This window comes from Pseudarthrobacter phenanthrenivorans, from assembly GCF_036455295.1.
GTDB lineage: Bacteria > Actinomycetota > Actinomycetes > Actinomycetales > Micrococcaceae > Arthrobacter > Arthrobacter phenanthrenivorans_C.
Genome location: NZ_JAYXNX010000001.1, coordinates 32,973 through 52,106, shown reverse-complemented (window position 1 = coordinate 52,106; position 19,134 = coordinate 32,973). Strand labels below are relative to the sequence as shown.

17 protein-coding genes and 1 pseudogene are annotated in these 19,134 nt (G+C 68.1%); 6 read left to right on the top strand and 12 right to left on the bottom strand.

Annotated features, from left to right (window positions below; genetic code table 11):
• Window positions 1–18: 18 nt before the first annotated feature.
• Both topA and VXJ37_RS00225 read right to left on the bottom strand, forming a co-directional pair.
• The gene (gene topA / locus VXJ37_RS00230; protein WP_331321073.1) at window positions 19–2,745 is read right to left on the bottom strand and encodes a type I DNA topoisomerase; all 2,727 of its coding nucleotides are present in this window, start codon (window positions 2,743–2,745) and stop codon (window positions 19–21) included.
• 123 nt (window positions 2,746–2,868) lie between these two features.
• Window positions 2,869–4,555, bottom strand: a pseudogene (locus VXJ37_RS00225) (DUF7059 domain-containing protein).
• Window positions 4,556–4,599: 44 nt separating this feature from the next.
• Here VXJ37_RS00225 and VXJ37_RS00220 point away from each other — a divergent pair.
• Both VXJ37_RS00220 and VXJ37_RS00215 read left to right on the top strand, forming a co-directional pair.
• Window positions 4,600–5,085 carry a hypothetical protein gene (locus VXJ37_RS00220; RefSeq protein WP_331321072.1) on the top strand — a complete coding sequence of 162 codons (486 nt, stop codon included), beginning with the start codon at window positions 4,600–4,602 and terminating at the stop codon, window positions 5,083–5,085.
• Between the two features lie 51 nt (window positions 5,086–5,136).
• Window positions 5,137–5,700 carry a hypothetical protein gene (locus VXJ37_RS00215; RefSeq protein WP_331321071.1) on the top strand — a complete coding sequence of 188 codons (564 nt, stop codon included), beginning with the start codon at window positions 5,137–5,139 and terminating at the stop codon, window positions 5,698–5,700.
• Between the two features lie 75 nt (window positions 5,701–5,775).
• On the opposite strand, the gene trhO is transcribed toward VXJ37_RS00215, so the two are convergent.
• On the bottom strand, window positions 5,776–6,672 hold the full coding sequence (gene trhO / locus VXJ37_RS00210; RefSeq protein WP_331321070.1) for an oxygen-dependent tRNA uridine(34) hydroxylase TrhO: 897 nt from the start codon (window positions 6,670–6,672) through the stop codon (window positions 5,776–5,778).
• Window positions 6,673–6,803: 131 nt separating this feature from the next.
• Here trhO and VXJ37_RS00205 point away from each other — a divergent pair, with 131 nt between their 5' ends.
• Window positions 6,804–7,496 (top strand): GNAT family N-acetyltransferase, encoded by a 693-nt coding sequence (locus tag VXJ37_RS00205; protein ID WP_331321069.1) that lies wholly within the window; start codon window positions 6,804–6,806, stop codon window positions 7,494–7,496.
• A gap of 85 nt (window positions 7,497–7,581) precedes the next feature.
• Entirely contained in the window at window positions 7,582–9,957 is a 2,376-nt protein-coding gene (locus VXJ37_RS00200; protein ID WP_331321068.1) for a DEAD/DEAH box helicase, read from the top strand.
• A gap of 54 nt (window positions 9,958–10,011) precedes the next feature.
• Here VXJ37_RS00200 and VXJ37_RS00195 read toward each other — a convergent pair whose 3' ends face one another.
• The 7 genes from VXJ37_RS00195 to ssd all read right to left on the bottom strand — a co-directional run bounded on the left by VXJ37_RS00195 (window position 10,012) and on the right by ssd (window position 15,296).
• Entirely contained in the window at window positions 10,012–10,452 is a 441-nt protein-coding gene (locus VXJ37_RS00195; protein ID WP_331321067.1) for an Rv3654c family TadE-like protein, read from the bottom strand.
• Window positions 10,449–10,826, bottom strand: a complete 378-nt coding sequence (locus VXJ37_RS00190; protein ID WP_331321066.1) for a TadE family type IV pilus minor pilin — start codon at window positions 10,824–10,826, stop codon at window positions 10,449–10,451. Before VXJ37_RS00190 ends, VXJ37_RS00195 begins: the two co-directional genes overlap by 4 nt.
• 158 nt (window positions 10,827–10,984) lie before the next feature.
• The gene (locus tag VXJ37_RS00185) at window positions 10,985–11,395 is read right to left on the bottom strand and encodes a DUF4244 domain-containing protein (protein ID WP_331321065.1); all 411 of its coding nucleotides are present in this window, start codon (window positions 11,393–11,395) and stop codon (window positions 10,985–10,987) included.
• 169 nt (window positions 11,396–11,564) lie between these two features.
• Window positions 11,565–12,167, bottom strand: coding sequence for a type II secretion system F family protein (locus tag VXJ37_RS00180; protein ID WP_331321064.1), 603 nt, complete (start codon window positions 12,165–12,167; stop codon window positions 11,565–11,567).
• Entirely contained in the window at window positions 12,164–12,961 is a 798-nt protein-coding gene (locus tag VXJ37_RS00175) for a type II secretion system F family protein (protein WP_331321063.1), read from the bottom strand. The genes VXJ37_RS00180 and VXJ37_RS00175 overlap by 4 nt, the downstream gene beginning before the upstream one ends.
• A complete protein-coding gene (locus tag VXJ37_RS00170; RefSeq protein WP_331321062.1) occupies window positions 12,958–14,259 on the bottom strand; it encodes a TadA family conjugal transfer-associated ATPase in 1,302 nt (433 codons plus the stop codon). Before VXJ37_RS00170 ends, VXJ37_RS00175 begins: the two co-directional genes overlap by 4 nt.
• Window positions 14,256–15,296, bottom strand: a complete 1,041-nt coding sequence (gene ssd / locus VXJ37_RS00165; protein WP_331321462.1) for a septum site-determining protein Ssd — start codon at window positions 15,294–15,296, stop codon at window positions 14,256–14,258. Before ssd ends, VXJ37_RS00170 begins: the two co-directional genes overlap by 4 nt.
• A gap of 274 nt (window positions 15,297–15,570) precedes the next feature.
• On the opposite strand from ssd, the gene VXJ37_RS00160 reads away from it, so the two are divergent.
• Both VXJ37_RS00160 and VXJ37_RS00155 read left to right on the top strand, forming a co-directional pair.
• Window positions 15,571–17,307, top strand: a complete 1,737-nt coding sequence (locus VXJ37_RS00160; protein ID WP_331321061.1) for a bifunctional 3'-5' exonuclease/DNA polymerase — start codon at window positions 15,571–15,573, stop codon at window positions 17,305–17,307.
• Window positions 17,308–17,467: 160 nt separating this feature from the next.
• A complete protein-coding gene (locus VXJ37_RS00155) occupies window positions 17,468–17,656 on the top strand; it encodes a YegP family protein (RefSeq protein ID WP_141945963.1) in 189 nt (62 codons plus the stop codon).
• A 3-nt stretch (window positions 17,657–17,659) separates the two neighbouring features.
• Here the strand turns inward: VXJ37_RS00155 and VXJ37_RS00150 are convergent, their stop codons facing one another.
• The gene (locus VXJ37_RS00150; protein WP_331321060.1) at window positions 17,660–18,337 is read right to left on the bottom strand and encodes an NUDIX hydrolase; all 678 of its coding nucleotides are present in this window, start codon (window positions 18,335–18,337) and stop codon (window positions 17,660–17,662) included.
• On the bottom strand, window positions 18,334–19,128 hold the full coding sequence (gene nth / locus VXJ37_RS00145; RefSeq protein WP_331321461.1) for an endonuclease III: 795 nt from the start codon (window positions 19,126–19,128) through the stop codon (window positions 18,334–18,336). The genes VXJ37_RS00150 and nth overlap by 4 nt, the downstream gene beginning before the upstream one ends.
• Between the last annotated feature and the right edge of the window lie 6 nt (window positions 19,129–19,134).

Below are 19,134 nucleotides of genomic sequence, written 5' to 3'. Positions count from 1 at the left end.
AACGCGCCGGCCAGCCCGCTACTTCTTGGCCGCTGCCTTCTTCTTGGCCGGCGCCTTGCGGGTAGCCGTCCGTTTGACCGGACCCTTTGCTCGCTTTTCCGCCAGCAGTTCCACTGCCTGTTCGCGCGTGAGCTCCTCCAGCGAGGTGGCGCGGGGCACGGTGATGTTGGTGATGCCGTCGGTGATGTAGGGACCGAACCGGCCCTCCTTCACCACGATGTTCTTCTCCGACACCGGGTCCGGGCCGAACTCGGCCAGCGGCGGCACCGCAGCACGGGCGCCGCGCTGCTTGGGCTGCGAGTAGATCTCCAGGGCCTGTTCCAGGGTGATGGTGAAGATTTCCTCTTCGGAGCCGATGGAGCGGGAGTCCGTCCCCTTCTTCAGATAGGGGCCGAACCGCCCGTTCTGGACGGTGATGAGGTTGCCTTCGGCATCCTCGCCCAGGGCGCGGGGCAGGCTCATGAGCTGGAGTGCCTCGTCCAGGGTGACGGATTCGACGGTCATGGACTTGAACAGCGATCCCGTGCGCGGCTTGGCCTTCACCGGCTTCTTGGGCGGCTTGGGCTTGCCGTTCTTGTAGTACTCCACCGGCTGCGCCGCCAGTTCCTCGTCGGTCATCTCGGGAATGATCTCGGTGACGTAGGCGCCGTAGCGGCCGTTCTTGGCCACGACGGTGTGTCCCGTGTGCGGATCGGTGCCGAGCACGCGTTCCTCGGGTGCCGCCGTCTCCATCAGTTCGATGGCCTTGGCCGCGGTCAGTTCGTCAGGTGCCAGGTCCTCCGGGACGTTGGCGCGGGCCGATTCGACGATCTCGCCGGTTTTCGGGTCCACCACTGCGGCTGAGCTTTCCAGGTACGGCCCGAACTTGCCCACCCGGAGCGTGATCTCATCGGTGATGGGGATCGAGTTGATTTCCCGGGCGTCGATCTCGCCCAGGTTGTTGACGATGCTCAGCAGCCCGGGGTCGGAGTCCTCGCCGAAGTAGAAGTGGCGCAACCAGGAAGCGCCGGCCTCCTGGCCGTTGGCGATCTTGTCCAGGTCGCCTTCCATGTCGGCGGTGAACTCGTAGTCCACGTAGTCGGAGAAGTGCTGCTCCAGGAGCCGGATCACCGAGAACGCAATCCAGCTGGGCACCAGCGCGGACCCCTGCTTCCGGACGTAGCCGCGGTCCTGGATGGTGGAGATGGTGGAGGCGTAGGTGGACGGACGTCCGATGCCCTTCTTCTCCAGTTCCGCTGTCAGGGACGCTTCGGTGTAACGCGGCGGCGGGGACGTTTCGTGGCCCACGGCCTGGATGTCCGAAGCCGAAAGCGCATCATCTTTGGCCACGTTGGGCAGCCGGCGCGCCTCGTCTGAATCGTCGTCGCCGCGGGTCTCGTCCTTGCCTTCCTCGTAGGCGGCAAGGAAGCCGGGGAACGTGATCACGGTACCGGAGGCGGAGAATTCCGCATCGCGCCCGTCGGAGGACACGGCCCCCAGGCGAATGGTCGCCGTCGAGCCCTTGGCATCGCCCATCTGGGAGGCGACGGTGCGCTTCCAGATGAGTTCGTAGAGCCGGAACTCGTCCCCGGAGAGCTGCTTGGCAACCTGGGCCGGTGTCCGGAAAGAGTCACCGGCGGGGCGGATGGCCTCGTGTGCTTCCTGGGCGTTGGCTGCCTTGTTCGAGTACACGCGCGGGGACTGCGGGACATACTCGGGACCATAGAGTTCCGCAGCCTGCCGGCGGGCGGCCGTGATGGCTTCGTCGCTCAATGCGGACGAGTCCGTACGCATATAGGTGATGTAGCCGTTTTCATACAGCCGCTGGGCGATCTGCATGGTGCTCTTGGACGAGAAACGCAGCTTGCGGCCGGCCTCCTGCTGCAGCGTGGAGGTGGTGAACGGCGCAGCGGGGCGGCGGGTGTACGGCTTGGTGTCCACCGAGCGCACCCGGAAGTCCGCGTTCTGCAACCCGGCCGCCAGGGATGTCGCCAGTTCCTGGTTGAGATGGGCAACGTTGCGGGAGGTGAGCTCGCCGTTGTCATTAAAGTCGCGGCCCGTGGCCACCTTGGCACCGTCAACGGCGGCAAGCTTCGCCTTGAAGGAGCCTGACTCCGCGCCGAACTGGCCGGTCAGGTCCCAGTAGGACGCGGCCTTGAATGCCATGCGCTCACGTTCGCGGTCCACCACCATCCGGGTGACCACGGACTGCACGCGTCCTGCGGAGAGGCCGCGCGCCACCTTGCGCCAGAGCACTGGCGAAATTTCGTAGCCGTAGAGCCGGTCCAGGACGCGGCGGGTCTCCTGGGCGTCCACCAGGTCCTGGTCCACGTCACGCAGATTGCCCATGGCGCGCTGGATGGCTTCCTTGGTGATTTCGCCGAACGTCATCCGGTAGACCGGGACCTTGGGCTTGAGTACTTCCAGCAGGTGCCACGCGATGGCCTCGCCCTCGCGGTCCCCATCTGTTGCCAGGTAGAGTTCGTCGGCATCCTTGAGCGCGGCCTTGAGCTCAGTGACCTTTTTCTTCTTGTCCGGGGATACCACGTAGTAGGGCTTGAAGTCGTGCTCAATGTCGACGGCGAACTTGCCCACCGACGTCTTCTTCAGCTCGGCGGGGAGTTCCGACGGCTGCGGCAGGTCCCTGATGTGACCGATGGAAGCCTCCACGATGAAGCCCTCGCCGAGGTACTTGGCGATGGTCTTGCTCTTGGCCGGAGACTCCACAATCACGAGTTTCTTGCCGGTTTTGGCCTTGCTTGGCACGGTGCTCCTACAGAAAAGGGTTGCTGGGGCAGATGAGCCCATGTTCGCCTAGTTCACCATATTTTGGGGAATCGTGCGCATTCATGTGGAAAAGACGGGGCTCCGCTGCGGGACTGCGGGGGCCTACTCGTGGGCAGGAATCCCGGCCGGAATGAGGAAGCCGTCGCGGACCAGGTTGGCCACGTCGGCGAGCAGCGCACCCCGGAAAGTCCCGCCGTCGAACCCTTCCTCCGTGCCCTGCCCGACCTCCATGGCACCGTTCGGCCCACCGCCCAGGAGGGCCTCCAGGGCACCGGCGATCTGGCCGGCGGTGAGGTCGCCGTCGCACGCGGACACAAACCCGGCCAGCTCCGTGCTCATCAGGTTGGTGCGGCGCAGGCCGGCACCTTGCCTGAGCAGGATCACCCCCGGGGTGCTCGGCGCCGGGACGCTGGTGGCGTTCCTCGGTGACGTCGTCGGCAACGAGCAGGTGCGTCTGGGCAAGATCGTGCGCGGCGAGCCAGTCGCTGCGTTCGACGGCGGCGCCCAGGTGCGGGCCGATGGGCTGCTCGATGGGGTAGGTGATTTCCTCGAAGCGGCTGATGGTGGCCGGGCCGCCGTCAGCGGGGCGGCGCAGCCACACCATGCCGAAGCCGATTCCGGCCACGTTCCGTGAGGCGAAGTCAGCGAGGTAGGCGGCGTACGCGTCCCGGTAGTGCTTCCGGTCCCGGGACTCGGAGGCGTCCTGCAGCCAGGTTTCGGCGTATTGTTCCGGGCTGACCTGCTCGCGCTGGATGAACCAGGCGTCGGTGCCCGGCCCCACCCAGGACCTTGGCCGCCCGTCCCAGTCCGCGCCGTCGGGAACTTCCCAGTTCCCCAGCATCTGTGCCCATCCGCCGGGCGCCAGGATACCGGGCAGGTCCGCCACGAGGGATGCGACGATCTCGTCACCCGGCAGGCCGCCGTCGCGGTAGGTGAACTGGCCCGATGCCTCCTCGCCGGCGCTGCGCGGGGTGATGACGAACGGCGGGTTGGAGACCACCAGACCGAATTCCTCGCCGGCCACCGGTTCCAGGAGGGAGCCCAGGCGCAGGCTCACCCTGTCCTCCAGGCGTTCCGGGTCGACGGAAAGCTCGCCCGCATTGAGCAGGATGTTGAACCGCGCATAGGCAAGGGCGCGCTCGGAGATGTCAGTGGCCGTCACGTGCTGGCAGTGGTGCAGCAGGTGGAAGGCCTGGATCCCGCAGCCAGTGCCCAGGTCCAGGGCGCGCTCGGTGTGGCGGCGGATGGTGGTCTGCACCAGGGTGGTGGATGCCTGCCCGATGCCCAGGACGTGGTCGTGCCGCAGCACGCCCGCCTGCTGGTGGGCGGCAAGGTCGCTGGCGACCCACAGCTCGGCGCCGCCGCTGCCGTCGTCGTTCTTGTCCCAGCCGTACGGCCGCAGGTCTGCCCTGGCCGCCAGCAGGTCCGAGCCGGGAACGGGCTGCACCAGCCCCAGCTCCAGCAGGCCTGACGCGCCGGTGCCGGGCAGCGCGGCGTCGAGCGTTGCCCGGGCCTGCGGCTCGGCAAGGAGCCACAGGCGGACGACGGCGGCAAGCGGCGCCGCGCCTTTGTCCTTCCCTGCTGCCTGATCGGCAGCAAGCAGGGCGGGGATGATCTGGTCCCGGTTCAGTGCCGCAGAGGCCGCGGGTCCCAGAAGTCCGGCTACGCCGTCCAGCGTGTAGTCCAGTCGCCGCAGGTCAGCGGCCAGCGCGGCCAGCAGTTCCGGGAGGTCGCTGCGGGGCGCGTCGGGAGTATTGCCGGCGGTGAACTCGTAAGGGGATCTAGGCACCGCTCAAGTTTAGTCCGGCGTGCCGCCGGGGGTACGGTGGAGCCATGCCTTCCCGCCTCCCCGTCATGCCGCGCGCCCCCAAGGCCCCCAAGGCCCCCGCCGGAGCCCGGCGCATCCTGCCGTTGATGCTGGTTGCCACGGCGCTCGGGGTTGCAGTGGCGGGGTGCGCGCCGGTCAACTCGGTGGAAAACGCGGATGTTCCGAAGTGGCGGGCCACGGCCATGCCGACCACCGCGCCCGGGGTTGTGCTCCAGGATTCGGGAAAGATCCTCAACCGTGACCCCATCGTTCGGGAAGCCGCCAGGGTTCCAGCCGGCAAGTACATGATCACGGCCGTATGCGAGGGGACGGGCAAGGCCTTCTTCGCGGTATCGCTGGACGGCAAGCCGGTCGCGGAAGCCGGGGCAGCCTGCAACGGCCGGCAGGAAACCACCAGGATCACCCTTCCTGCAGCTGGCCGGGTGCAAGTCAGCGGTTCCAGCGTGGACGCACCGCTGCTGTACGCCTACCAGATGGCGCCTGCGCAATAACCCGCCGCTCCGGCTATGGCCCGGCGGCCCGGGCAGGCCTAAAGTCGAACTATGCCCAGCGGGCGGAGACTCTCCGCGGCCCTTTCGAAAGGGACAGCACGGGCGTGCCCGGCACCGAAGCCGGCTGCCGCCGTCGCCCTCGGACTTGTGCTTGCGGCAGGTGCACTTGCTGGCTGTGAATATACGTACGACGACGGCCGTGCCGCCAACGCGCAGGCCACCGCCAGCGTTGCGCCCGCTCCGGCCTTCTCCCGCGACCCGCTGCAGCAGGATCCTGTCAGCGACGCCGAGCTCGGCGACTGGGTGTCCCATGCACTCCCGGACAGCACCGGGCCCGTGGTCCAGGCCGGCGCCGGGCTCCTGGCTGCAGGGGAGGTGCGGAGTTTTTCGTCTCCGGTGCTGGGGACCGGAACCTACGTCCTGGCCATCGCCTGCCGGAGCCAGCGCCGCGTCACATTCACGGTGCGCAGCGACACCCTCACCCTGGTGGACCTGGCCCTGAGGTGCGGCGTCAACCGCGAAAACGTCATCTACCTGTCCACGGACAGTGTCCTGACCGTCAGGCTGGAGGCAAGAACCCCAGCCAACTATGCGTTCCGGGTGCACCGGCTCTAACGTGCTCCGCGCCTGTCACGTCCCGCGTCCGTCCGGCCCGTCCGGGTGGGGCAGGATTTCGCATCCGGGCCGCTGCTATGCTGCCGCGCAGCCTTCCGGGCAGCGGAGTGTTTCGGGGCTTGCGGCGCACCCGGCGCAGTACAGCGTCAACGTGCGGCAGCTGGGGTTGGAGCAGTTTTCGAACTTGCTGGTGGGCGCGGAGCAGCGGGCGCACTCGCCTATGGTCTTGGCGTCCTCGCTGAACTCCAGGTGCATGCGTTTGTCGAAGACGTAGAGCGAGCCTTCCCAGAGCCCCTGGTCCTTGAAGGCCTCGCCGTACCGCACGATGCCGCCGTCGAGCTGGTAGACCTCCTTGAAACCGCGGTTCACCATCAGGCTGGAGAGCACCTCGCAGCGGATGCCCCCGGTGCAGTAGGTGACCACGGGCTTGTCCTTCAGGGAGTCGTACTTGCCGGAGTCCAGCTCCTTGATGAAGTCATGGGTTGTGGCCACGTCCGGCACCACGGCGTCCTTGAACCGGCCGATCTGGGCTTCGAACGCGTTCCGGCCGTCAAAGAAGACCACGTCCTGGCCGTCCTGCTTCCTGGCGTCGATGAGCTCGTGCAGTTCCTGGGGTTTGAGGTGCGTCCCGCCGCCCACCACGCCGTTGCCGTCGACCCTGAGTTCCCCGGGTGCCCCGAAGGACACGATCTCGTCCCGTACTTTCACGCTGAGCCGGGGAAAGTCCTGCGCGCCGCCGTCGGACCACTTCACGTCAATGCCCCTGAATCCGGAGTACTCGCGCGTGGTCTTGACGTACTGCTTAACGGCACCAATTTCCCCGCCAACGGTGGCGTTGATCCCGTCCTTGGAGATGATAATGCGGCCCGTCAGGCCCAGCTTCTCGCAGAGGGCCCGCTGCCAGAGCCGTACTGCGTCCGGATCAGTGATGGGGGTAAAGCCGTAAAAGAGCACAATCTTGTTCAAAGCCACGTATTTAAGGGTACCGTCTGGGCCGCCGCCACCGGTCTGGCTCCACGACCCGGGCTGGGTACGGATCACAATTGCATAAGCACTCCACCACCCCCTGTTGCTGGCGATCGGGCTGGAATATTGTTCTTGCCATGAGCCCGGAAACCATGGTTGAAGACATCACTGGCCTGCTTGAAGTGTGGGTTGCCGGCTGGGCCGGATGCCGCGGCTACCGGACCTCCACAGAGGGCCGCTTCCCGTCCGCGCTCCGGGCCGACACGACCGGGGAGTGGGAAGTCTTCGCCTCCGAGCCCACTGATGACGAGTTTGCCGCCCTGGCTGCCAGAACGGCGGAGACACCCGCCCGGGTGTTGACCATCCTGACGAACGACCCCTCCCGCTATGCCGCCATGGCAGCCCGCCACGGGCTCAATGTCACCTCCAATACGCAGACCATGATGATCGTGGACATGGAGACGCAGGACGCCGAGGATCCCTGGCTTTCCGACGACGACCTGAAGCTCTTCACCTATGAGCAGGACGGGGTCCACTACGCCGAGGTCCGGTCCGGGGACGCCGTAGCCGCCGGCGGCCGTGTTTTCGTGGTGGGCGATACTGCGGTGTTCGACAAGATCGTCACCCAGCCCGCGTTCCAGCGCCGCGGCCTGGGCAGTTTCATCATGCGTGCGCTTGCGGCCCAGGCTTTCGGCCACGATGTCCGCACCGGGCTCCTGCTTGCTTCCATTGACGGCCAGAAACTCTATTCGCATCTCGGCTGGACCACCGTCGCGCAGGTCCTCATGCTCTCGGCATCGCACGACGGAACGGACCTTTCCCTGAGCTGAATTTGCCGGCCCCGTTCCACCGCCGAGGTTTTCCCATCGGCGAACCGCTGTCTTCCGGCCGGGCGCCGGATGAAAGAATGGTGGGGTGAACCCCCATGACTCGCTGATTCCTTTGCTGGGCCGCGGCCCGGACCCGGAACAGCTGCGTCATGTCCGCACCATCCCGGCGAGGGCCGCCGTCCACGCACCGTGGCCGGAGTGGCTGCATCCGGACATCGTGGAGGCGTATGCGTCCCTGGGTATCCGGGAACCGTACCGGCACCAGGTGGACGCGGCCCAGGCAGCCCACGGGGGCGAGCACGTTGTGGTGGCCACGGGAACCGCGTCCGGGAAGTCGCTGGCGTACCAGTTGCCTGCGCTGGACGTGATCCACCGGTCGGAGCTGCGGGTGCTTGCGGACCCCGGAAAAATCCACGACGACGGTGCAGTCACCCTTTACCTCTCCCCCACCAAGGCGCTGGCCGCCGACCAATTAAACGCGGTCCGTGCCCTGGGACTGTCCACCGTCCGCGCTGAGACGTACGACGGGGATACCGATCCCGCCGCCCGCCGCTGGATCCGGGACCACGCGAACTTCATCCTGGCCAACCCGGACATGCTGCACTTTGGCATCCTTCCCAACCATGCCTGGTGGGCAGCGTTCTTCCGCCGGCTGCGCTACGTCATCGTGGATGAGGCGCACAGTTACCGCGGCGTCTTTGGATCGCATGTGGCCAACCTGATGCGGCGCCTGCGCCGGATTTGCGCCTATTACGGGGCGGGAACCTCTTTTCCCGAACCCGTGTTCATTGCAGCGTCCGCCACAGCTTCCGATCCTGATGTGTCCTTCTCGCGCCTTATCGGCGCACCGGTGAAGGCGGTTTCCCGCGACTGTTCACCCCATGGGTCCACCACCGTGGCGCTCTGGGAGCCGGCGCTGACAGAGGTCCGCGGGGAGAACGGCGCCAAGGAACGGCGCACGGCCGTGGCGGAAACCTCCGACCTGCTGGCCAATCTGGTGTCCGCCCGAATCCGCACCATCGCCTTCATCAAGTCACGCCGGGGTGCCGAGACCATTTCCGCCATCACCAAGCGCCTCCTGGACGAGGTGGACCCCAGCCTCCCCCAACGCGTGGCGGCCTACCGCTCCGGATACCTGCCGGAAGAGCGCCGTGCTGTGGAGAAAGCACTGCGCTCCGGCCAGCTGCTGGGCGTTTCCAGCACCTCTGCCCTGGAGCTGGGCATAGATATCTCGGGCCTCGACGCGGTCCTGGTGGCCGGCTGGCCCGGAACCCGGGCATCACTGTTCCAGCAGATTGGCAGGGCGGGGCGTGCCGGACAGGACGCGGTCGCTGCGTTCGTGGCCAGTGACGACCCGCTGGACACGTACCTGGTGAACCACCCCGAAGCGATATTCGACGTATCGGTGGAAGCCACGGTTTTCGACCCATCCAACCCTTACGTGCTCGGGCCGCATTTGTGCGCGGCAGCCGCCGAACTTCCGCTGGGACCGGCTGAGTTGGACCTCTTCGGCGGCACAGCCGAAATGCTCCTGGACCGGCTGGTGGCGCAGGGCTATCTCCGACGCCGCCCCGCCGGCTGGTTTTGGACGCACTCCCAGAGCGCCGCGGGCATGGTGAACCTGCGCGCCGACGGCGGGGGTCCGGTCAGCATCGTCGACGCCGAAACCGGCTCCCTCCTGGGAACAATGGACTCCCCGCAGACCCACTACCAGGCGCATACGGGCGCGGTATATGTCCACCAGGGCGACACCTACGTGGTTGAGGACCTGAACGAAGACGACCACTGCGTGATGGTGCGCCGGGCGAACCCGGACTACTACACCACAGCACGCGACGTGACCCAGATCGAGGTCCTGGACACCCTGCGGACCATGCAATGGGGCGACGTTACCGTCCACTTCGGCGATGTGAAGGTCACTACCCAGGTTGTCTCCTTCCAGCGCAAGGCATTGATCTCCAATGAGGTCCTTGGCGAAGAGCCGTTGGAACTGGGGGCACGCGAGCTCTTCACCAAAGCGGTGTGGTTCGTGGTGGACAACCGCTCCCTCACCGGAGCGGGGCTCATCGAGGCGCAGTTCCCTGGTGCCCTGCATGCCGCCGAGCACGCCGCCATTGGCCTCCTGCCCCTCGTTGCCTCGAGCGACCGCTGGGACATCGGCGGCGTCTCCACGGCGCTGCACGCCGACACCGGGGTGCCCACCATTTTCGTATATGACGGGCACCCCGGGGGTGCCGGGTTCGCTGAGCGGGGTTTCGACAAGGCGAGGGTGTGGCTGGCGGCAACCCGGGACGCCATCAATGCCTGCGAGTGCGACTCAGGCTGTCCCTCCTGCGTCCAGTCGCCCAAATGTGGGAACAAGAACAACCCGCTGGACAAGGCGGCCGCTGTGACCCTGCTGGACGTCCTGCTCAAGGACGCCACGGAAGCCATGCCGGCGGGCCTGCACGCCACAACCTGACTCTTGCCCGGCGTGTCCCTGGTGCGCAGCATGTCCCTGCTGCCCGGTGTGCCCCTAGGGTGGAGGTCCTGCACGGGCATGACCGGTTGCAGTTCCCAGCAAGGGGTTGCCGTTCAGCCCGGTCCGCACCTCCACCGTCTGCCCCGGTCCCTCCGAACAGCTGAGGACCGTGGCCGCGTGGCGGGCGGCCACCTCCGCGGCTACCGTGCAGGGCTCTCCGGTCCTGATGCCACGGAGAGCGTCAGCTGCGGCAAGGGCTGCAAGGTCTGCCGCCGCTGCCGCCCGGCTTGCCAGCACGGCTGACTGGGCCAGCAGGAGCATGACGGCCATCGCGGTCATGACCACGAGTGCAACCCCTGCAGCCAGGACCGTCCCCGCCCCACGCTCGCGCCCGTCCCCTGTTTCGGGGCGGCGCCTTTTTCCGCGGTGCCGTCGGGGTTCAGCCTCCCGGGAGCGCCCGCCAGCACGGTTTCGGGGGTGGCCATTCCTCCTCATCCAGGGCCGCCACCGGTCAGGCCGCTGCCAGCACCAGGCACACCGGCTCCCGTCCCCGCCGTTTCGCTGCGGGTTGAGGCTCGGGCGGTGAGGACCCACGGAATGGCCGATCCCAAGGGCCCGGCCACGCGGTCGGTGACCGTGATGTTGAACCACTCGCCGTCGGCGGCAACAGACGCGGCGGCTGAGCCGCCGGCGAGCGTCCGGACCGCCCGTTCAACCGCAGCCGGGTTATCACCCCTTGCCAGGGCCCTGGCCGCTGCCCGGGCGCCTTCCTCGATGCGCAGCTGGGTCATGCCTGCCGCGGCTCCGGCCAACAGCATGGCCAACAACGCCAGGACGGCAGGCAGCGCGACAGCGAATTCGGCCGTCACCGTACCCCGGTCCGCGTCCGCCGTGCCAGTCGCTTCAGCAACTGTTCTGCTGCGTCGCGGCGGACCTGCGCTATGGCCGAAAGCAAGGTGCCTGCGTTCGGCGGAGCACGATGCAGTTGGCGGGGGCCGCCAGGGACAGGGCCGGCCGGCCCCACAGGTCATGGCAGCGCCAGGGCGGTACGGATAAGCGTGAGCAGGAAGCCGCGCACCTCATCACTGCGAAGAATGAACACGAGCAGCCCGGCGAAGCCGACCGCTGCCAGGGTGGCGATGGCGTATTCCGCCGTGGCCATCCCCGCTTCTGCTCCCGGAAGTGTTCGCCTGCGGCGGGACGCGGCCGGGACTGCGGCGGATCCTGGATACAGCTCCACCACGTTGCCGGGCACTGCCACGGCGGCGGCGCCGGGGACGGAGGGCTCCGCCAGGCTCCGGTTCAGGACGCTTTCCGGCCCGGAGGCGTATGGGGCGGCGCCGCTGCGGAGGCGCCCGTTCCGCGGCGCAGGACGCTGCCAGGAAGCAGGGGGCGCGGTGGTTCCTGCGAAGTAGTTGCGTTGGTGGTTCCTGGACATTGGGTTTTCCTTCCGTTGTTCGCCGGTGGTCGGTTTTGCCGGCTGCTTTGACTCTTCCCGGCCCGGCTGGCGCCGGTAAGGCATCAGGTGCACTAAGTGGAAAAGCCTGGGGTTTCTGCTTCGATGTGGAGGACGGGTTGGGTTCGGATGCAGGCAGGTGCCCGGTCTGCTAGGAACCGGATGGAACCATGGCGAGCAGGACCGGAACCACTCCCAGGCAGATGAAGGCAGGGAGCGAGCAGAGGCCGAGCGGAACCACGAGCTTCACCCCGAGCGACGCCGCCCGCTTTTCCGCTGCCCGGAACCGTTCCCGGCGAAGCCTTGCCGCCTGGGCGTACAGGATCGCGGACGACGGCGCCCCGGTCAGCGCAGCGAAGCCGAGGGCGTCCCGAAGTTCCAGGATTTCCGGACGGCGGACCGCTGAGCTGCGCCAGGCTGTATCCCAATCGGCTCCGATGGCCAGCGCTGAGACCACCGGCCGCAGGGACTCCCTGTACTGTGGTGCGGCCGAGGTGGCCACCAACTCGAGGGAACGACCAATGCCGGCTCCGGCATCCAGCATCGCCGCCACGAGTTCAAGCATCATGGCCGGATCGTTCAGGCCAATGCCAGGGTTCCCGCCCTGCGCGCTGCCAGGAGGCTTCATCCCCGGGCCCGGGCGGGGCAGGCGGCGCAACCGTTGCCGCGGCCGACCATGGGCCGAACATGAAAGCCAGGCGGCCGCCGCGAGCAGCAGGAACAATGACAGCCCGGGAGCCCAGCCCGGCGTCATGGGGTTCGTACTCCCGCAGCGGCCGAAACAAGACGGGCGGACCAGGCCCTGCCAGCCAGGGTGAGGACCACGCCGCCCATCAAAGCAGCCAAGCCGAGGGGCGTTCCCAGCAACGTGGCCAGCGGATCCACTCCCAGGGCCGCACCAAGTCCAAGACCCATCAGGGGGAGCCAGGTCAGGAGACGGACCGTGGCTTTGGGCCCGGCGAGGGCTGTTTGCCGGGCCGCGTCCGAGTCCTCCTCGGCTTCAAGCTGGGCCGCAAAACGGGTCAGCACGTCGGCCAGTGGACAACCGCTGGCTTCAGCGATGTCGAAACAGGCGGCCAACTGGAACCAGGTGCGGCCTTCCCCGTCCCTGTCCGCAAACACGGTGGAAACCGCGCGCCGGATGGACTCGCCAACCGGCGCGCCTGTTGCCGCGGCTGCCCGGGCCGATGCCAGGACAGTAGTTGAGCCCAATGACAGTGCCCCGGACCGGATCTGCCCGTTCGTCGGCTGCCTGTCTTGGCCCCCGGCACCGTACACGGTCCACAGCTCGTCCCACAGCCGCCCGGCCGTCCGTCCACCCTTCAGCAGCGCAGCCAACTGCTGCACCATCAGGGTCAGGGCCGGCCCCTGCTTCCTGGCCCTTCTTCCACCGGCAGTCCGGGCCACTGCCAGCCTCCGGCCCTTTCGTACGACAGGTGGCCCGGGGTGCCGGCCGCTTGCTGCCCGCAACCTCGAAGCAGCATCCAGAGGCGGCTTGAGGAGCAGCAGCACAGCGCTGCACAGGAGTCCGCTGAAGAGGAGGGTCACTGGATGTCCCCCGGGTCCATGTCCAACCGGGCGGCCAGAGCCGGCCACGCAGGACCGGGCGCGCCTGACTCCCCCAGGGCCGGCACCACGGTCAGGCCGTCCGGTCCGTCGTCGATCAGGCCAATGCACAGGACTTGCCTGCCCCGCGCCGTCCTGCCCACGTGGACGATGACGTCGAGCGCGCTGGCAGCCTGAAGCCGCACGGCTTCGGTGCCCAGGCCTGCGAGCGCGCCGAGGGCGTTCAACCGGGCCGGAACTGCTGCCGCGGTATTTGCGTGGATGGTGCCTCCGCCGCCGCTGTGCCCCGTGTTCATGGCGGTCAGTAGTTCCCGCACCTCAGCCCCGCGGCACTCCCCCACCACCAGCCGGTCCGGCCGCATGCGCAGCGCCTGCCGCACGAGTTCGCCCAGATCCACGGCGCCGCCGCCTTCAAGGTTTCCGTGACGTGATTCCAGGGCCACCACGTGGGGGTGGACGGGATTCAGTTCGGACGCATCCTCGATCAGGACCAGCCGCTCCTCTGCCGAACAGAGGCCCAGCAGCGTGGAGAGCAAAGTGGTCTTCCCGGAGCCCGTGGCACCGCTGACCAGGAAGCTGAGCCTCCTGGCCACAACTGCTTCCAGCACTGTCTGTACTTTCGCTTCGAACATGCCGCCCGAGGCCAGCTCCGCCATGCTGAAGACGCGCTCCCTCCGGATCCGGACACTCAGCAGGGTCCCGGATGTGGATACCGGCGGCAACACGGCGTGGACACGGTAGCCGCCGGCAAGCCTGACATCTACGCAGGGCGAACCGTCGTCGAGGCGGCGCCCGCCTGCCGCCACAAGCCTGCAGGCCAATGCACGCAACTGTGTTTCCCCATCGAACAGGACGGGAACGCGTTCGATGCCCCGGCCCCGGTCCACCCAGACGGAGTCGGGAGCATTAACGAAGATGTCCGTTACGCCAGGGTCCCGGGTGAGCTCCTGCAGGGGGCCCAGACCGTTGAGCTCGGCGCTGATCCGCTCCACGGCGGCAAGCGAGCCCGCAGTGCCCAACAGCTTCCCGGTGGCCTGGACGGCTGCGGCCACCCTGGAGGGCGTCACGGCTCCGGCCTCCGCCATCATGGACTCACGGACGGATTCGAGCAGCCCCGGGTCAACCGGCCTGCCTGTGCCGGCGGTGCCGCGGTCCTGGCGGTCGGCCCGGTTGGCTTCCAGGATGCGTGCGCTGCGCCGCCCGCCAACGTCCCTGCCCCCTGTTGCACCGCCCGCGTTCCGGGCCGCAGCATCCGTGGAACTGCCCGGCAGCCGCGTCATGTCAGTTCCCCTGCCTGCAGGTCCTCCCCGAGCCAGTCGAGCACGTTGGCACCGAAGTGCCGGATATTGCGGCGCTTTCCCAGATCCAACAGGCGTCCTGATTCCATGGCCCCCGCGACCGCACGCAGTTCCGGTATGCGGCCCTGCACGGGCAGCCCCACGGCATCGGCAATCAACGCACTGTCCAGCGCCGCGCTGGTCCGTCCCCGCACCAGCAGCGCCGCCTCCACCGGGGGAAGCTCCTGCAGCATGCGCACGGCCGCCACGGCCGACTTGAGCCGGGCCGGCACCACCACCATGATCCTGTCGCAGTCCCACGCGACCGTGTGGATGGGTGCCGCGCCGCGGCCCACATCGACAACCACCAGCTCGTAGCCGCGACGGGCGGCATCCAGCACACCGGCCGCGGCGGCTGCCGCCACCGGGAACGGCTTCTCGCGGGTGGCCGGCCAGGACAGGAAGGAGAAGCCGCCGGCGACAGGGAGGGAATCCGCAAGCTGCAGGGGGTCGATGCTGCCCCTGGCTTCCGCGAGATCCGGCCACCGGAGGCCGGGAGTTTCCTCAGCCGCAAGTGCCAGCTCCAGGCCGCCTCCCCAGGGGTCGCCGTCGACCAGCAGAACGCGGACGCCCAGCCGGGCCGCTGCCTGGGCTATCCAGATGGCCGCGGTAGTGGCCCCGGCACCGCCGCAGCCGCCGATGACGCCAAGGACCAGTCCGCCGGGACCGGGTGAACGCGACCTGCTGAGGTGGTCGGCCAGCCACGCGGCGGCATCGGGCAGCACGGCAACGCGTTCGGCCCCCAGTGCAGCCGCGAGATGCCACAGGCTGTCGCCCTCGCCGTCGGGGCCCACCATCACCGCGGGGGTTCGCCGCCGCGGCGGAAGCTCCCGGATATCACTGCCCACAAGGACAGCCGACGCGTCATCCCAGTAGCGTCCGGCCTCCACCGCATCGGGGACGACACGCAAATGGGCGCCTGCGGCCGCCACTATCCTCTCCACCTCGCCACGGAGGATGGTGGAGGCGCTGACCAGCAGGACTTCGCCTGTCCCGTCCGCAACTGATCTATCCGGGAGCCAGGCAGCACCGGACCCGGCGCCGCTGTCTGGCGGAAAGCTCCCGGGGGAAGGTGCCGCCGTTCCCCCGGGCGGCCAGGAGCCGGCCGGGCCTTCCGGCCCGGACGGTGATGCGTTCAGCTGGTGCCTGCTCATGGAGCCACTCTGCCGCGGAGGCGGAAGGCAGATAAGGGTGCACATCCCTTATGTGGACAACCCGGATCTGTACGCTCCCCGGACAGGGCAGAATGGGAGGATGTACCTGCTGCTCGCCGCCCACCCCCGCGGCGCGGCCATCCAGGAACTGACCCAGGGCGGCAGCGTCCAGCCAGCCAACTCCGAACCCAAAGTGGTGTCACTGAGCGACCTTGCCGCCGTCGTAAGCGAATTTGAAGCGCGGCGCCCCGGCACCCAGCCACCGCGCTGGATCTGGCACCGGACGCAGGACTGGTACCCCACGCTGCTCGCCTCCGGGGTGGAGGTGGAGCGGTGCTACGACGTCACGCTCTGCGGCAACATCCTGGCATTTTCCCAGTTCAGCGCCCACACGGACTACGCCCGGAACACCGAGCGGGTGCCCGTGGAGGATCCGGCGCTTCCCCCCAAAGCGCTGCTGCCACCCCGTCCCTCCGCAGACCAGGGCGCGCTGTTCGATGACCCCTCAGCCGGGACCGCGCCTGGCTGGTCCCTGGAGGACCTCCGGGGCGAATATGCCGCCCAGCAGGCCGCCGTGGCTGCCGTCGACACGGCGGACAACCGCCGGAACCGGCTGCAGCTGCTGCTCGCGGCGGAGTCTGCGGCCGCGATGGTGGCAGCGGAGATGCAGCACGCCGGCGTCCCGTGGCGCGAGGACCTGCACCAAAAGATACTGGCCGACCACCTGGGGCCGCGGCCGCCCGCCGGCCAGCGTCCGCAAAGGCTCGAAGCCCTTGCCGCGGAGCTGCGTTCCCTGCTTAACGCCCCAGGGCTCAACCCGGATTCGCCGCAGGACCTGATGCGGGCCCTGCACCGCAACGGAATCGAGGTGAAGAGCACCCGCAAGTGGGAGCTGAGGGAGTCCAGCCACCCGGCAATCGAGCCGCTTCTCGAGTACAAGAAGCTCTCCCGGTTGCACACCGCCAACGGCTGGGCCTGGCTTGAGGCCTGGGTGGATGGCGGCCGGTTCCGCCCCGAGTACGTGGTGGGTGGAGTGGTGTCGGGGCGCTGGGCATCGCGCGGCGGTGGGGCCCTGCAGATTCCACGGCAGGTCCGCGGTGCCGTGCACGCCGATCCCGGCCACAAGCTCATCGTCGCCGACGCCTCCCAGCTTGAACCGCGCGTCCTGGCGGCCCTCGCCAGGGATTCCACCATGGCGGAGGCGGCGCGGGACCAGGATCTGTACGCCGGCATCGCAGCAAAGGGCTTCGGCGGCGACCGGGCCAAAGCGAAGATGGCCCTGTTGGGAGCCATGTACGGGGCGACCTCCGGTGAAGCGGGCCGGCTGATGCCGCAGCTGGCGCGCACCTATCCACGCGCCGTCGACTTCGTGGAGCGGGCGGCACGGGCCGGTGAAGCAGGCCAAACGGTCACCTCGAGACTGGGCCGCAGCAGCCCTCCCCCAACGGATCGCTGGTTCCAAAGCCAGCGTTCCGCCACGGCCGAGGAGCAGCGGCGGGCTGAGTCGATCGCCCGGTCGCGGGGCCGCTTCACGCGTAACTTCGTGGTCCAGGGCTCGGCGGCGGACTGGGCCGCGTGCTGGCTTGCAGAATTACGACGGCGGCTGCGCACCTTCCGGGCGACAGTCGCCGGGGGCCCGGATCCAGTTGTCCGGCCTGAGCTGGTCTTCTTCCTGCACGACGAGGTGATGGTGCACGCGCCGTCGGCCAGCGTCGACGCCTGCATCCGTGCCATCGAAGAATCAGCCAAAGCTGCCAAGGAGCTCCTGTTCGGCCCCATCCCCGTGGAATTCCCGGTCAGCCTCGCCGTCGTCGACTCCTACGACCTGGCCAAATAGCAGGGTCAGGACGGGGCCGCTGCCGGATCCACGAGACGCAAAGTAACCTACCCGGCAGTAGCTGTACGGGCCCGGTGACGGACGTTACAGTCAAAGGCGGCGACTGAAGCAGACCGGTCCACACTGATGCAATGACGCATATCCAGGGAGGTCCCCGTCCATGGCGGGAAGATTTGAAATCCACCGTGCAGGCGACGAGTCGTACCGGCTGCGGCTCACCGACTCCGAGGGCAACACAGTTGCGGTTTCGCCAACCTTCAAGTCACTGAACCACCTCCGTGACGGCATCAGGGCCATGCGCGAGAACGCGGCTACCGGCATCGTGGTGGACTTGCGCCAGCAGGCCTGATACCTAGACCCCGATGGGATGGAGCCTGTTCCGGTCCCACGGGACGGACCAGCCCAGCTGGTCGAACAGGCCGCTCAGCACTATCCCGGTGAATCCCCACACCACCACCCCGTTCACGGTGAAGGCAGGACTGTCAAAGGTGCGGCCTGCCCGGTGCACGGTGGCCATCACCCGGTTGTCAGGGTCCAGCAAGTCCCGGACCGGGACGCGGAACACCTGTGAAGATTCGGCGTAGTCCACCACCCGGACCGGTGACGGGGAATGCCACCAGCCCAGGACCGGGGTCACCAGGAAGTTGCTGTGAGCCAGGCCGAGGTCCTGGAGCATGCCCAGCACTTCCACGCCTTCCGAGTCCAGCCCGGTTTCCTCCTCGGCTTCCCGGAGCGCCGCCGCGACGGGCGTTTCGCCCCTGTCGATGCTGCCGCCGGGGAACGCCACCTGCCCCGGGTGCGACCCCAGGGTGTGCGCGCGCTCCAGGAGCAGCACGTCGAGGTCCGCGGGCGCCAGCGGTTTGTCCGATTCAGCAGGGACGTCATCGAGTACGCCGAAGAGCATCAGGACGGCAGCCCTCCGGGCACGCGCAGCGTCCACGGTGAGTGCGGCCCACCGCGGGTCCGGTGGCCCGGCCGTTCCCGATTCCGCCCGCCGGACCAGCTCCGCCAGGTCGCGGCGCGCGCTCACGGAACCCTCTTTTGCGAAGCCATCCTGATCTCGGCAGCCCGGTGCTGTTCTGCCAGGTACTGGTCAAGCAGTTCCTCGCTGCCGGGGGCAAGCTCGTATTTGAGGAGTTTGGCGGCTTTGACGGGGTCGGTCTCCCCCAGCCCGTAACTGGGGCACCACGTAGCAACGGGGCAGGCACCGCAGGCCGGCTTGCGGGCGTGGCAGACACGGCGGCCGTGGAAGATCACGCGGTGGGACAGCATGGTCCAGTCTTTGCGTTCGAACAGCTCTGCCACGTCCTGTTCGATCTGCACGGGATCCCCGGACTGCGTCCATCCAAACCGCTGGGCCAGCCTGGCGAAATGCGTGTCCACGGAGATTCCCGGGATGCCAAAGGCGTTGGCCAGCACCACGTTGGCTGTTTTGCGGCCGACGCCTGGCAGCGTGACCAGGTCCTCCATCCGGCCGGGGACCTCACCGTCAAAGTCGTCCACCAGGCGGGTGCACAGCGCAAGGACGTTCCGTGATTTGGCGCGGAAGAACCCTGTGGGCTTGAGGATGGTCTCAAGCCCGGCGGGGTCCGCCTCGGCCAGCGAGCGCGCGTTGGGATAGCGCGCAAACAGCACCTTGGTGACCTGGTTGACGGTGACGTCGGTTGTCTGCGCCGACAGGACGGTGGCCACAAGCAACTCGAACGGGTTGCGGAAGTCCAGTTCCGCATGGGCGTAGGGGTATTTTTCGGCCAGGGCCCGGTGGATGCGCCGTGCCCGCCGCTTCAGGGCGAGGACGGATTCCGACGAGACCACCGGCATCCCGGC

Bases quoted from the DNA above. Each gene is read 5' to 3' on its own strand.
- VXJ37_RS00215 (WP_331321071.1), top strand. From the start codon at position 5,137: ATGCCCAGCGGGCGGAGACTCTCCGCGGCCCTTTCGAAAGGGACAGCA.
- VXJ37_RS00155 (WP_141945963.1), top strand. From the start codon at position 17,468: ATGGCGGGAAGATTTGAAATCCACCGTGCAGGCGACGAGTCGTACCGG.
- VXJ37_RS00180 (WP_331321064.1), bottom strand. From the start codon at position 12,167: ATGACGCCGGGCTGGGCTCCCGGGCTGTCATTGTTCCTGCTGCTCGCG.
- VXJ37_RS00170 (WP_331321062.1), bottom strand. From the start codon at position 14,259: ATGACGCGGCTGCCGGGCAGTTCCACGGATGCTGCGGCCCGGAACGCG.
- VXJ37_RS00160 (WP_331321061.1), top strand. From the start codon at position 15,571: ATGTACCTGCTGCTCGCCGCCCACCCCCGCGGCGCGGCCATCCAGGAA.
- VXJ37_RS00195 (WP_331321067.1), bottom strand. From the start codon at position 10,452: ATGAGGAGGAATGGCCACCCCCGAAACCGTGCTGGCGGGCGCTCCCGG.
- VXJ37_RS00220 (WP_331321072.1), top strand. From the start codon at position 4,600: ATGCCTTCCCGCCTCCCCGTCATGCCGCGCGCCCCCAAGGCCCCCAAG.
- nth (WP_331321461.1), bottom strand. From the start codon at position 19,128: ATGCCGGTGGTCTCGTCGGAATCCGTCCTCGCCCTGAAGCGGCGGGCA.
- VXJ37_RS00185 (WP_331321065.1), bottom strand. From the start codon at position 11,395: ATGTCCAGGAACCACCAACGCAACTACTTCGCAGGAACCACCGCGCCC.
- VXJ37_RS00205 (WP_331321069.1), top strand. From the start codon at position 6,804: ATGAGCCCGGAAACCATGGTTGAAGACATCACTGGCCTGCTTGAAGTG.